The following is a 13,153-nucleotide window of genomic DNA, read 5'->3' on the forward strand; positions in this document are numbered from 1 at the left end:
GCATAACCCCAACAATGCTATGGCGCCGTACGCATTTGTAGATATTTTGGGCGGTCCTAGCGTAGTTGGGGAGGCGTTGATGAACGACCTGCAACTAGTTGATATGATTCAGCGCGGGTTGCGTCGGCGGGCGCTCGATCATCTGGCGGGTCGGTCTAGCTTGCCGCTGCCCGTATTAGCTGCCGCCGTTGACTTGTCGGTGCGGACGTTGCAACGCTACGCTCCTGACCAGCGCCTCAAAGCCGACGCTACCGACCGATTGGTGCAACTGGCTACGCTCTACGCCGAAGGGTTTGAACTGTTTGGAGAAGAAAAAGTCAAGCTTTGGATGGATGCCCGTTTGCCTGCCTTAGGTAACCGGCGCCCAGTGGAATTCATCACTTCCACGGTAGGCATTCAATTATTGCGCGATATTTTCGTGCGCATTGAACACGGCGTATTCGGCTGATGCAGGTGTTTCGCTTGGCCCGCGCCAACCGCCGCTACGACTTGAGCGGCTGGGGGGCTTACTTGGTTGGTGGGCGCTGGAATTTGCGCGGCACGGCCGTGCTGTATACGGCCACAAGCCGCGCTTTGGCGGCCATGGAAGTGCTGGTACACCTACCCTCCGGCGCTTTGCCCAACGATATGTATATGCTCACACTGGACTTACCCGACACAATAAGCCGAGAAGAACTGCTAATATCCCAATTGCCCCCTGACTGGCAGCGCCTCTCGCAACCTCAACCCACGGCAATGCTCGGCGACGCCTGGCTACGGTCAGGGCAAAGTTTAGCGTTGCGGGTGCCGTCGGTGGTAGTTCCTCAAGAATACAACCTACTGCTAAATCCCGCGCATCCAGAATTCCACCAAGTGCACTTAGCCAGCGAGCCGGAGTTGTTTTCCTTCGACGAGCGTTTGCGCAAAGCGTAAGCACTAGGAGGTTTACTTAGGTTGCTCTTTCCCTTTCTTGACAACTCAGTGCCTCACAGTACTAAGCTTATCTTTTCTTAACCAGAACTGTCTTCATGCTCACCCCACCCATTGCCACGCCCAAACCCAAGCAAATTGTTTCCCCCCACGGCACGCGCACCGACGACTATTACTGGCTTAATGAACGGGAGAACCCGGAGGTAATCGACTACCTGAACGCCGAAAATGCCTATTTCGAGGAGCAAATGGCGCCGGTGAAAAAGCTACAAGCCGACTTGTTCACCGAAATCAAGAGCCGTATCAAGGAGCAAGACGAGTCGGTGCCTTACCGCGACAATGGCTACTTCTACTACGTGCGTTACGAAGCCGGTGGGGAATACCCGATTTATTGCCGCAAGAAAGACAGCTTGGAGGCCCCGGAAGAAGTGCTGCTCGACGCCAACGCCATGGGGCAGGGAGAAGCCTACTTCCAGATTGGCGGCTTCCAGGTAAGCAACGACAACCAGCTTTTAGCCTTTAGCGTCGATACCGTGGGCCGCCGCATGTACACGCTGCGCCTCAAGAACTTGGTAACCGGGGAGTTGTACGACGAGCAAATGCTGCACACCGGCGGCGAAGCCGTCTGGGCCGCCGACAACCAAACCGTGTTCTACTCCAAACAAGATGTAAACACGCTGCTGACCTACCAGATCTATCGCCACCAACTCGGCACCGACCCGGCGCAGGACGTGCTGGTGTATGAGGAAGAAGACAACACCTTCCACATCGGCGTAAGCCAGTCCAAGTCGCGCCAGTACATTTTCGTGCAGATGGGCAGCACCATGTCGTCGGAGGTGCGCTATCTGGAAACTGCTGATCCTACGGGCACCTTGCAGGTGTTCCTGCCGCGCGAAGAAGACCACCTCTACGAAATCGAGCATTTCGAGGACAACTTCTACGTGTTGTCCAACGACGGTGCGCCCAACTTCCGGCTGCTGAAAACGCCGGTTACCAATACCAGCAAAACTGCTTGGCAAGAGATTATTCCGCACCGGGCCAACGTGTTTCTGGAAAACATGGAGTTGTTTCGGGACTACTTGGTGCTGGGCGAGCGGCAGGAAGGCTTGTTGCAATTGCGCGTGATGCAGTGGCAGGATGAACAAGAACACTACCTCAACTTCGGTGAACCCGCTTACACGGCCGCCATCAGCATCAACCCCGAGTTCGATACGTCGGTGCTGCGCTACGGCTATTCTTCGCTCACCACGCCCACCAGCACCTACGACTACGACATGAACACCCGCACCAAAACGCTGCTTAAGGAGCAAGCAGTGCTGGGTGATTTCCGAAAGGAAAATTACGTGACCGAGCGGCTCTACGCCACCGCCCAGGATGGTACCCGGATTCCCATGTCCATTGTCTACAGGCAGGGCTTTCAGAAAAATGGAAAAGCGCCGCTGCTGCAATACGCGTATGGTTCCTATGGTATTTCGATTGACCCTACCTTCAGCGCGGCCCGGCTGAGCTTGCTTGACCGGGGTTTTGCCTACGTTATCTGCCATATTCGGGGCGGGCAGGAACTCGGGCGGCAGTGGTACGAGGACGGTAAGCTGCTGAACAAGAAAAACACCTTCACCGACTTCACCGACTGCTCGGCCTACCTGATTCAGGAGCACTACACCTCGGCGGCCACGCTATTTGCGGCGGGTGGTTCGGCGGGCGGGTTGCTGATGGGGGCCGTCATCAACCTGCACCCCGAGTACTACAAAGGTGTGGTAGCCGCTGTGCCCTTCGTGGACGTGGTGACTACTATGCTCGACGACACCATTCCGCTCACTACCGGCGAGTACGACGAGTGGGGCAACCCCAACGAGCAGCCCTTCTACGACTACATGCTCTCGTATTCGCCCTACGATAATGTGCGGGCACAAGCCTATCCTAACCTGCTCGTCACCACCGGTTTGCACGACTCACAGGTGCAGTACTTCGAGCCCGCCAAATGGGTGGCCAAGCTGCGTGTCACCAAAACCGACGACAACTTAGTGCTGCTGCATACCGATATGGAAGCGGGGCACGGCGGCGCTTCGGGCCGCTTCAAATCTATTCACGATGCAGCACGGCAGTTTGCTTTTATGCTCCTGCTCCTGAAGTAGTCAGAGCCAGGTGCCACTTCCTGTGGGGCACTCGTACACGCTATCTGCTGCCCCGAAAGATGCTCTCCTCTTCGTAGGATGTTTAAGCGCTACTTAGCTCTACAGCTAGGTGGCGCTTTTGCGTTGGTTGGGCGCAACCTAAGTAAGCTGGAGTTGAATTCTAGGTTTTGAATACCAGATAGGTAGCGCAAACAACTGTTTTTACTTGTATTAAGATGATTATAAGGCAGATACGATTTTTCTCTCTCTAAATGATGGGTTGAAAACAAACCCAGTGCAACTTTTTAAGTCAATAGGTCAAGTAGGCTGTTATACCACTTGAAAAGGGGGTGAAGGCAAGAGGCATCTGATTGAAAAGCTGCTGGTTATCACAAAACCTCCTAGAGTAAAGAAGTGCATCAGCCAAATAACATTTATCGAGCACGCACGGTAAGTGTTACTACTTAAGCATAAGGAGTAAGTATAGGCGGCTGATTTTGTCGTCTACCTATGGGTCAGCAAGTAGAAGCAGATTATTAAGGCGAGGGGAAGCCACTAATTGTTTGAAGCTGTGTCTGTGGCTCCGGTTGCAAGTTTGCACTCTCGAGTTGAGTGTGTCGAAGTAGGCAGATTAATGTAAACAAAGCCTGAGCTACCTAATAAATACGGGCAGTTCTTTTTGTCTGAAATAAATAAAGACCTGCGCTGAGACGCGAGGCAATTGCAGTTGTTGATTATATGAAAAAACTTTCCTTTTTAGCAGTACTTCTTAGTAGTGGCTATTTGGCCTTGGCCCAGGAACCAGCTGGTGCTGGCCGCCCCCAAGGCGGACCACCGGCGGGCGGGCAGCGCCCGGCACTGGCTGGGTCCGCACAGCCCCAGCAGGGCAGTGGCCGAGTCACGGGTACCATTACGGATGCGGCAACCAAGCAGCCCGTGCCCTATGCTACGGTGGTACTGCTCAATCCGGCCACTGGCAAGCCCGTAGACGGTGGTGCCGCCGATGAAAGCGGTAAGTTCACGGTAAGCAAAGTGGCGGCCGGTACCTACACCGTGCAAATCACCTTTCTAGGGTATAAGGCTATCGAGAAGCCGGGCATCGTCATCACCGACGCGGGCAACACCGTGGCGCTGGGCACGATAGCACTAGCTTCCTCGGCCCAGGCGCTGAAGGAAGTGGTGGTGGAAGGGCAGCGGGCCCTGATTGAGGAGAAAGTGGACCGCACCGTTTACAACGCCGAGAAAGACGAAACCACGCGGGGCGGCGACGCTACCGATGTGCTCAAGCGGGTGCCCATGCTTTCCGTCGACCTCGATGGCAACGTGAGCTTGCGCGGGAGCAGCAACATCCGGGTGCTCATCAACAACCGGCCCTCTACCATTTCGGCCAGCAGCATTGCCGATGCCCTCAAGCAGATTCCGGCCGACCAGATCAAGTCGGTGGAGGTTATTACCTCGCCTTCGGCCAAGTACGATGCCGAAGGCTCGGGCGGCATCATCAACATCGTCACCAAGCAAAACAACTTGCAGGGCTTCACGCTGGATGTGCGCGGCAGCGGCGGCTTGCGTAATGCTAACCTAGATTTGAACGGTAGCTACCGCACCGGCAAAATGGGTTTCTCGCTCGGCGGTGGTGGTCGGGCCCAGTACAACACGCCGGGCCGCTTCTCGAACACGCAAAACACGTTTGATGACAACGCCGACCGAACCTTCTTGGCCCAGGCTACGCAAACCGCCAAAACACGCAACAACAACCTGTTTGGGCGTTACTCACTCGGCTGGGACTACGACATCAACAAGTACAATTTTCTGTCGGCTTCGGTGCAGCTAGGCGTGCGCAACGGTACCAACTACCAAGACAACCTACTCAGCGAATCGTACCGGCTCAACGCGCTGACGGGCGACTTTCCGCTAAGCAGCCGCACCTTGCGCAACGCCTATACGCTCGATCAGTCCAACACGCTCGATTTGAACCTGAACTACACGCGCACTTTCGAGACGCCGCAGAAAGAGTTCAGCGTACTGGCCCTTTATAGCCGCAACAACCGCACGAACGACTTCACCAACGACATTCTGGAGAGCCTCGAACCGAGTTCAATCAGCCAGATTCGCAACGAGAATGACAGCTATAACCAGGAAATGACGTTGCAAGCCGACTATCAAACGCCAGTTGGTAAGAACCAGATACTGGAAATGGGCGCCAAGGACATTATGCGCCAAGTAAACAGTCAGTACGCCACCTTCGAAGATGGGATGCAGACGACGGGGCGTAACTTGTCCAACACCTTCACTTACGACCAAAACGTGGCCGCTGCTTACGCCTCGTACACATTAGGCTTTCTGAAGGACTACACCCTGAAGGCGGGTGCCCGCTACGAGTACACCACCATCGAGGCCAACTTTCAAGCCTCCGATACTGAGGTTGCTATTCCGTCGTATGGGGTGCTGGTACCGAGCGTGAACTTGTCGCGCAAGTTTGCCAGCGGCAACACTCTCAAGGCTGGTTACAACCGCCGGATTCAGCGGCCTTCGTTGCAATTCCTGAATCCTAACCGCCAAGCGGCCAACCCCTTAAACGTTTCACAGGGAAATCCGGAGTTGCGGCCTGAGTACACCAACAACTACGAACTGGGCTACAACACCTTCATCAAGAAAACTTCGCTCAACTTCTCGGTTTTCGCCCGCAACACCACCGGCTCCATCCAAGCGGTGCGTACCAGCAACTTCGACACCATTAGTACCACTTTCGACAACATTGGGCAGGAAAACGCTTACGGCGGCAGCGTATTTGCCAACGTCAACCTCAACAACAAATTCACTCTCGGCGGCGGTTTTGATACCTACTATGCGGTATTAGACAACAAACTGTCTGACCCCATTTTCCAGGCCAGCAACCGTGGTTGGGTGATTAGCGGCCGGATGCAAGGGAGCTACGCTTTCACCAAAGGGTGGGGCCTACAGTTCTTCAGCTTCTACCGGGGCCGGCAGGTGCAGTTGCAAGGGTACCAGGGCGGTTTTGGGGTGTACAGCCTAGGAGTGAAGAAGGATTTCAACGAGAAGAAGGGCAGCATTGGGGTAGGCGCCGACAACTTCTTTACGCCGCGCAACAACATCCGCACCGAAATCAGCTCGCCGATTCTGGCGCAGAACAGCATCAACGTGCTCTACCGCACTGGTTTCCGCGTGAATATGAGCTACCGAATCGGTAAGCTGAGCACGGCCCCACCGAAGCGCAAAAAATCCGTCAACAACGACGATCAGAAAAGCGAAGGCGGCGAAGACCGGTAAGAACAACAGCACCAGTTAAATGCATTGGGCTTTACAAGTACAAAGCCTTGCACTCACTGAAAAGCGTCTGATCAGGCCCGAACCTAGTTCTAGCCTGATCAGACGCTTTTCAGTGAACAAGAAATACTACCAGGTTTGATTTACGGCTTGCAAGGCCTAAGCTGGTTTCTGTATGGTAATTGGTTGTTCCAGCGCTTTTTCTGTGCTCTAAGAAGCAATTTCAATTCTGGCGGGCAGCTCGTGCACGCTGGCTCTGAGTTGAGTGCAGCCGAAGCCCAAACGTCGGTAGTTACTCGTGTGGCAACCGTCAAGCGCAGGTAGGACTTTTGCCAACCGGTCACTGCCAAGCCTAGAAGTTAGTCTCGCACCTTAAGGCTGTCGGGCACTGGGCCGCGCGTGGCGGCTACCAGCTGGTTTTGCAGTTGGAAATTTACTAGCTCACAATCAGAAAACCGTCGTTCCGACTGCTTCAAGGTTTCTTCCAACTTGTTGACGCGCAGATATAGAAAGATAATGAGGCCTAGGGCAACAAGCAGGGCGGCAAGAGGCAGCACTTTATTCATGGAGAAATTGATGAACAGCTAAATGGTTTAAGAGCTGGTGGTTTTGCCGACTCGCTGAGCAACCAGCTCTTAAACCATTCAACAATTAAATAGCCGTATTAGGATCAAATTGCTCTAAATAATCGGCCACTTTGCGCACAAACATGCCACCTAAGGAGCCATCGACTACCCGGTGGTCGTAGGAGTGTGAAAGAAACATGAAGTGCCGCACACCAATCAAGTCACCTTGCGGCGTTTCGATGACGGCCGGCTTCTTCTTGATAGCGCCCACGGCCATAATGGCTACCTGCGGCTGCATGATGATGGGCGTGCCCATCACGTTGCCGAACGAGCCGACGTTGGAAACAGTGTAAGTGCCGCCTTCTAAGTCTTCCGGTTTGAGCTTGTTTAGGCGAGCCCGGTTGGCCAAGTCGTTTACGCGCTTACTCAAGCCGTTGAGGTTGAGCTGGTCGGCGTTGTGAATGACCGGCACAATTAGGTTGCCAGAAGGCAAGGCCACGGCTACGCCAATGTTGATGTCGCGCTTCTTGATGATATAGTCCCCATCCACCGATACGTTGATGTTCGGGAAGTCTTGGATAGCGCGGGCAATGGCTTGAATGAAGATGGGCGTGAAAGTCAGATTCTCGCCTTCTCGCTTTTTGTAGGCGTCCTTGTTCGCGTTGCGCCAGTGCACGAGGTCCGTCACATCGGCCTCGACGAACGACGTAACGTGGGGGGCAATCCGCTTGGAGTCCACCATGCGTTGCGCAATCATCTTGCGCATCCGGTCCATCTCAACTAGTTCCTGACTACCATTGATAGAAGGCACGGCTTTGGTTGACGGCTGGCTACTGGCTACGGGCTGCTGAGCCGTAGGGGCCGGCGCCGCTTGCGCAGCGGGAGCGGCTTGCGGTGCTGGCGTGGCAGTTGGAGCAGCAGGAGCTGGAGTTGCGGCGGCCGGTGGCGTGGCGGCTGGCGTGGTCAGCGGCTTTTTGCCCGCGGCTACATAATCGAGGATATCCTTCTTGGTGACGCGGTTTTCGCTACCAGTGCCGGGCAAGTATTCCAGATCGGCCATCGAAATGCCCTCTTCGCGCGCAATACTGAGCACGAGAGGAGAGTAGAATCGGCCAGGTTGGGGCTGCGCTACGGGTTGCGCCGGGGTGGTACCAGTTTCGGGTATGTAAGGCACTTCGGCCACGCCGCTGTCGGGAATAGCGGGTGCTTGTGGGGAAGGCGCGGGTGCTGCTTCGGCGGCAGGGGTTGCAGCCGGAGTGGCCGTACTGGTGCTGGCTGGTTCGGTTTCCACAATGGCAATGGGTGCGCCCACGGCTACTACTTGGCCTTCCTGCACCAATATCTCCTGCAATACGCCGGCTTGAATAGCGGGTACTTCGGTATCTACTTTGTCGGTTGCTACTTCCAGCACCGATTCGTCTTGCTCAATAGTGTCGCCGACTTGCTTGAGCCATTTCAGAACGGTGCCTTCCATAATGCTTTCGCCCATTTTGGGCATCACCATTTCCACTCGTGCCATGCGGTAGGGATAGGGGTTGGGTTATTGGGTGGGGAGTTTTCGAGTTCAAAGGTAACCGAAAACCCACGGTCATGGGCGTCGGCAACCTACTGAAATGCCAAGCTGCATGAGCCGATGCCTCGCGCGTGCCGCCGACAGTAGATCACCAATTCTACTAAGCTCAGCTGAAGTCGCTTACGTGCTATTATTGTCAAATTAACGCTCCTGCTCATCTAGCGTCCGTTGCATTGCGCGGACGCCAGACGAGCAGGAGCGTTTTGTGGTATCGTTCGGCTATACTTCCTGTGGAACAGTTGGTAAGTTCTGCCGCAGCAGGTTCAGCGCCATTGTTACGGTATACTCCACATTGAGCTGGCGGCCCCGGTTGAAGGTAAATTGGCGGCTGACGGTTTGGTAGGCGTCGGCGTAGGCGAGGCATATGGTCCCAACGGGCTTGGTTTCGGTGCCGCCGTCGGGGCCGGCAATGCCGCTGGTGGCCAGGGCTACATCGACGCCGAGGCGGCGGCGGGCACCTTCGGCCATTTCGCGGACGGTGGCTTCGCTCACCGCACCGTGGGCAGCTAAGGTTTCGGGCAGCACCCCGAGCTCCTGCATTTTAATGTCGTTGTGATAGGCCACGATGCTGCCGCGGAAGTAGGCAGAGCTACCCGGTACGCTCGTGATTTTGTGCGCCAGCAAACCACCTGTGCAGCTTTCGGCGGTACCTGCCGTGAGGCCCCGCGCCAGCAGCAATTGGCCAATAGCCGCTTCCAGCTTCACTTCCCCCTCCGCGAAAATGTACTCGCCAATAGCCGCCCGTAGCTCGGGCAGCAAGGCTTCCATGCGCTGCCGCAAATGCGGCAGTCCATCATCATGACCGGTTAGACGCAGCCGAACCCCGCCCAAGTAAGGCAGATAAGCCAGCTTGATATTCGGGGGCAGAGCCGTTTCCCAATCCGCAATTTTTTCGGCCAGAAACGACTCGCCTAACCCAATGGTTTGCACTACCACATGTTCGATGGGCGGCACCTGAAAGCGGGTTTGCAGCCGTGGTAGCACTTGCTCGGTCATCAAATACTTCATTTCGTGGGGCACGCCGGGCATGCTTACGAACACCGTACCCGCATCCTCGAACCACATACCCGGCGCCGTCCCGACGGCGTTGAACAGCACCTCGCAATTAGACGGAACCATGGCCTGCTGACGGTTTACCTCGAGCATCGGGCGATTGAAGCGGCGGAATATGTCCTCTACGTGCGTCAGGGTGGGCTCGTGCAAAACCAACTCGCTCTGAAAGTAGCGGGCCAGTACGTGCTTGGTGAGGTCGTCTTTGGTCGGGCCGAGGCCGCCGGTGATAAGAACCACTTGCGCGCGTTGGCGGGCCAAGTCAAGGGCGGTTACAATTTCGTCGGCCCGGTCGGAAACGCTGGAAATCTGGCGCACGCGCAACCCGATGGTGGCCAACTCTTGGCCCATAAAAGCCGAATTGGTATCGATGACCTGCCCGTAGAGCAGCTCGTCGCCAATGGTCATGATTTCAACGTCGGGGAGCAAGGACATAAGGAGGAGGTTAGGATAGGACAAGGAAATGGCGCAATTTGGGGCCACGACGCGTAAGACCACCACGGAGGCGGTCTGGTTTTAGTCTTTTATTTATTATGAATTGTTTTCGCACTCTCACTTTTGCTTTAACGTTAAGCGTGGCGGCTCCGCTGGCGGTTCAGGCCCAAACCACAACCAAAAAAACGACCACTACCAAGAAAACTACCACTGCTAAGAAGCCCGTTGCCAAAACCCCGGCTAAAACCACGACGACGACCAAGACAACCACGGCCAAAACGGCCGTTGCGGCCGCGGCGGCTGCCGTAGTAAAAACACCACTCACCGATACCGAAGCCAACAATGGCTTGAAAGAGGCCCTGACGCAAAGCATCACGCGCAGCATCGAGCAGGCCTCCGCCACCGACGGCTTCAACGCCAACACCGACATCCGCATTCCGTTTCCGCCCGAAGCCGAACTGGTATCGGCCACTATGCGCAAGCTGCGTTTGGGCGCGCTGGTCGATAACTTTGAAGTGGCTTTGAATCGGAGTGCCGAGTCGGCAGCCAAAGAAGCCGGTCCTATTTTTCTGGGGGCAGTCCAGAATTTAAGCTTCCAGGATGCCCTTGGGTTGGCTACCAGCAAAGAGGATGATGCGGCCACCACCTTCTTGTACGGGAAAACCGCTGATCAGCTAAAATCAGCTTTCCAACCCATCATTCAGCAGTCGTTGGAGCAAACCGGTGCTACCAAGCTTTACGCCGAAATGGTAGGCCGCTACAACAAAATCCCTCTCGTCACAAAACTAGAACCACAGCTAACGCCCTACGCCTCCCAAAAGACGGTCGATGGCCTCTTTACGCTGGTGGCCGCCGAGGAAGCGAAAATCAGGGCGAATCCTGCCGCCCGCGGCAGTGAGTTGCTGAAGCGAGTATTCGGAAAGTAAACTCAGGGCGGCAACAAGCGGCGCTGTACCTGCGGCGCGCTGTAACACGGAGCAACTTGCCGTGCTACAGCGCGCTGCATTTGTTTTGGTCCGGTTTCTGCAAAAGGCAGCTTACAATCAGTACCTCGTCTTTCCTCGCCATGAACTACCGCCGTTTTCTCGTTTTGCCCCTTGTATTAGTGGGTTTGCAACTCAGCGCTTCTGCTCAGATATTCTCTCTGCCTAAGATCGGTCAGATCAAGCTGCCGGCTCCCAAGACCACTTCCGCTTCAACCAGCCAGAACCGGGGCGGCCTGACCAACACCGAGGCGACCAACGGCCTCAAAGAAGCGCTGGTGCAAGGTATCAGCAAAGGCGCCGATCAAGCTTCCAAGACGGACGGCTTCAACCTCAACCGCCTTATCCGCATTCCATTCCCGCCCGATGCGCAGCGCGTAGCTAACACGTTGCGCTCTATCGGCTTAGGCAGCCAAGTCGATAAGTTTGAATTGTCGCTGAATCGGGGCGCCGAGGATGCCGCCAAAAGTGCCAAACCTATTTTCCTGTCGGCCATCAAAAGCTTAACCTTTTCGGATGTGTGGAACATCCTGACCGGCGAGAAAAATGCGGCCACGCACTACCTGCAACGCACTACCACGCCCCAGCTTACCACGGCCTTCAAACCCATTATCCAGCAGAGCCTCGATAAAGTGGGCGCTACCCGCTACTACACCGACCTCTCCACCCGCTACAACCGGATTCCGCTGGTAACGCCCGTGCAAACCGACCTGAATCAGTACGCCACCGGTAAGGCTATTGATGGATTGTTTACTCTTATTGCCCAGGAAGAAATGAACATCCGCGAAAATCCTGTGGCTCGTACCACCGAATTGTTGAAGCGTGTGTTTGGCAGCAGAAGTTAATATCAACGGTTTCACTACGCTTAAGTGCGCATTCGGGGGCTAGCATCTAACAACAATTTCCAGAATAAAACGGCAGCGCCGGTGCACGTAGCACCGGCGCTGCCGTTTTATTCTGGAAACTAAGGATACCTCGGGAGCCTAAAAAAAGTAAGCTACGGAACTAGAAGTCATCATCGTCGAAGCTGCTGCGACCACCGCGGCGGCTCGGACCAGCTAGGTCGTCATCGTCGTCATCATCGAAGTCATCATCATCGTCGATGCTGCTGAAACCGCGGCTGGCGTCGGGGTCTTCGGCGGCTTCGGCAGTGGTATATTCTTCTTCAGTCATGCTGGCCAGGTCCAGCGCCTCATCGTGGGAGGAACCTGTATCACGCCACATCAGATAGTCGGCGTATTTGGCCGAAAGCTGATCTTCGGAAGAACCACGGGTTTTGCTGCCGCCAGTTTTAGCGAAGCTATCCAGGTCGTCGTCATCCAGGTCGTCGTCGTCGAGGTCGTCGTATTGTCTCATGGCCTTGTCAGGGGCTTGGGAAGTGGATAATAAATTAGGCTCGTAATGGCAAGGCTCGCATGGCAGGGTTACCGCTGCGAAGATACGTGACGGAAGGTTTTGAGTTAATAGTCGAGTTGGTAAAAGGGCAGGCGAAACACAAAAAACCTTTGTCTAGGTGCAGTAAGCCGATGATACTATATGCCATACTTCAACAAAACGAAAGCTTGTTCCCTAAACTGCAAGGTGCGCGCTAGCTTACGATCCTTCGTCTACTCAAGGAACTGGTTCAACTCGGGAAAGTGATTCTGCGGTAGATTTCTGCTAGTGGCAGTTCTAGATTAAGTGCCGGCAGCGGCAAAACAGCGCCGAGTCCTTTGTATTCCTGAAACAGCCAGGTGCTGTCAGTGCTTCTGGAGTACACGCCCACCAGCGGACGTTGACTTTCCACTACCACGTATTGCTGTAAACTAGGAATGCTCTTGTAGAATAGAAACTTGTCGCCCCGGTCATACTTGCCCGTACTAAGTGAAAGGACTTCCAGTAGCACCAAGGGATTAAGCAGCGTATCTAAATAAGCATCTTCCAGATACTGCTCCTCCCCGCACACCACCGACACATCCGGATAGGTGTAGAGGCCGCTGGCTGGCACATGCACGCGCATGTCGCTAGGGAAAACGCTGCACGTATCACCCAATCGAGTGCCTAAGCTGATGGTGAGGTTGGAAACCAACAGATTGCGCGCCCGGCTGGCTCCCGACATAGCAAATACTTCCCCGTCGAAGTATTCACTCTTAAAGTCGGCTTCGCGCTCAGTTGTTAGGTAGTCTTCGGGCGTGATGTACGGTTTGCGAGCCATCAGAGGAGAGCGTAGAGCTTTGCTCTAAACTACGCAGACTTCGG

General features: G+C 55.1%; 11 protein-coding genes. 6 read left to right on the plus strand and 5 right to left on the minus strand.

The annotated features are described in order from the left end of the window. From ACFE7X_RS00005 to ACFE7X_RS00020, 4 genes are all read left to right on the plus strand, one after another. The coding region (locus ACFE7X_RS00005; protein WP_375433592.1) for an antitoxin Xre-like helix-turn-helix domain-containing protein at positions 1–448 on the plus strand (448 nt) is incomplete at its 5' end. After that, positions 448–912, plus strand: coding sequence for an RES family NAD+ phosphorylase (locus ACFE7X_RS00010; RefSeq protein WP_375433593.1), 465 nt, complete (start codon positions 448–450; stop codon positions 910–912). The genes ACFE7X_RS00005 and ACFE7X_RS00010, both read left to right, overlap by 1 nt. 95 nt (positions 913–1,007) lie before the next feature. Continuing rightward, complete coding sequence (locus ACFE7X_RS00015) at positions 1,008–3,044, plus strand: S9 family peptidase (protein WP_375433594.1); 2,037 nt, start codon at positions 1,008–1,010, stop codon at positions 3,042–3,044. Positions 3,045–3,761: 717 nt separating this feature from the next. Further along, a complete protein-coding gene (locus tag ACFE7X_RS00020; protein WP_375433595.1) occupies positions 3,762–6,311 on the plus strand; it encodes a TonB-dependent receptor domain-containing protein in 2,550 nt (849 codons plus the stop codon). A gap of 356 nt (positions 6,312–6,667) precedes the next feature. Here the strand turns inward: ACFE7X_RS00020 and ACFE7X_RS00025 are convergent, their stop codons facing one another. The 3 genes from ACFE7X_RS00025 to ACFE7X_RS00035 form a co-directional block, all read right to left on the minus strand. After that, positions 6,668–6,874, minus strand: a complete 207-nt coding sequence (locus ACFE7X_RS00025) for a hypothetical protein (protein ID WP_375433596.1) — start codon at positions 6,872–6,874, stop codon at positions 6,668–6,670. Between the two features lie 85 nt (positions 6,875–6,959). Continuing rightward, on the minus strand, positions 6,960–8,393 hold the full coding sequence (locus ACFE7X_RS00030; protein ID WP_375433597.1) for a dihydrolipoamide acetyltransferase family protein: 1,434 nt from the start codon (positions 8,391–8,393) through the stop codon (positions 6,960–6,962). A gap of 273 nt (positions 8,394–8,666) precedes the next feature. Further along, a complete protein-coding gene (locus ACFE7X_RS00035) occupies positions 8,667–9,932 on the minus strand; it encodes a competence/damage-inducible protein A (protein ID WP_375433598.1) in 1,266 nt (421 codons plus the stop codon). A gap of 98 nt (positions 9,933–10,030) precedes the next feature. Here ACFE7X_RS00035 and ACFE7X_RS00040 point away from each other — a divergent pair, with 98 nt between their 5' ends. Then, a complete protein-coding gene (locus tag ACFE7X_RS00040) occupies positions 10,031–10,858 on the plus strand; it encodes a DUF4197 domain-containing protein (protein ID WP_375433599.1) in 828 nt (275 codons plus the stop codon). Positions 10,859–10,998: 140 nt separating this feature from the next. Continuing rightward, the gene (locus ACFE7X_RS00045) at positions 10,999–11,760 is read left to right on the plus strand and encodes a DUF4197 domain-containing protein (protein WP_375433600.1); all 762 of its coding nucleotides are present in this window, start codon (positions 10,999–11,001) and stop codon (positions 11,758–11,760) included. A gap of 160 nt (positions 11,761–11,920) precedes the next feature. On the opposite strand, the gene ACFE7X_RS00050 is transcribed toward ACFE7X_RS00045, so the two are convergent. Then, the gene (locus ACFE7X_RS00050) at positions 11,921–12,271 is read right to left on the minus strand and encodes a hypothetical protein (RefSeq protein ID WP_375433601.1); all 351 of its coding nucleotides are present in this window, start codon (positions 12,269–12,271) and stop codon (positions 11,921–11,923) included. 268 nt (positions 12,272–12,539) lie between these two features. Next, positions 12,540–13,109 (minus strand): Uma2 family endonuclease, encoded by a 570-nt coding sequence (locus ACFE7X_RS00055; RefSeq protein ID WP_375433602.1) that lies wholly within the window; start codon positions 13,107–13,109, stop codon positions 12,540–12,542. Between the last annotated feature and the right edge of the window lie 44 nt (positions 13,110–13,153).

It is taken from the genome of uncultured Hymenobacter sp. (assembly GCF_964242765.1).
Lineage (GTDB): Bacteria > Bacteroidota > Bacteroidia > Cytophagales > Hymenobacteraceae > Hymenobacter.

What these genes read in the sequence shown, in the direction of transcription:
- ACFE7X_RS00010 (WP_375433593.1), top strand. Translation starts at nt 448, where the DNA reads ATGCAGGTGTTTCGCTTGGCCCGCGCCAACCGCCGCTACGACTTGAGC.
- ACFE7X_RS00015 (WP_375433594.1), top strand. Translation starts at nt 1,008, where the DNA reads ATGCTCACCCCACCCATTGCCACGCCCAAACCCAAGCAAATTGTTTCC.
- ACFE7X_RS00020 (WP_375433595.1), top strand. Translation starts at nt 3,762, where the DNA reads ATGAAAAAACTTTCCTTTTTAGCAGTACTTCTTAGTAGTGGCTATTTG.
- ACFE7X_RS00025 (WP_375433596.1), bottom strand. Translation starts at nt 6,874, where the DNA reads ATGAATAAAGTGCTGCCTCTTGCCGCCCTGCTTGTTGCCCTAGGCCTC.
- ACFE7X_RS00030 (WP_375433597.1), bottom strand. Translation starts at nt 8,393, where the DNA reads ATGGCACGAGTGGAAATGGTGATGCCCAAAATGGGCGAAAGCATTATG.
- ACFE7X_RS00035 (WP_375433598.1), bottom strand. Translation starts at nt 9,932, where the DNA reads ATGTCCTTGCTCCCCGACGTTGAAATCATGACCATTGGCGACGAGCTG.
- ACFE7X_RS00040 (WP_375433599.1), top strand. Translation starts at nt 10,031, where the DNA reads ATGAATTGTTTTCGCACTCTCACTTTTGCTTTAACGTTAAGCGTGGCG.
- ACFE7X_RS00045 (WP_375433600.1), top strand. Translation starts at nt 10,999, where the DNA reads ATGAACTACCGCCGTTTTCTCGTTTTGCCCCTTGTATTAGTGGGTTTG.
- ACFE7X_RS00050 (WP_375433601.1), bottom strand. Translation starts at nt 12,271, where the DNA reads ATGAGACAATACGACGACCTCGACGACGACGACCTGGATGACGACGAC.
- ACFE7X_RS00055 (WP_375433602.1), bottom strand. Translation starts at nt 13,109, where the DNA reads ATGGCTCGCAAACCGTACATCACGCCCGAAGACTACCTAACAACTGAG.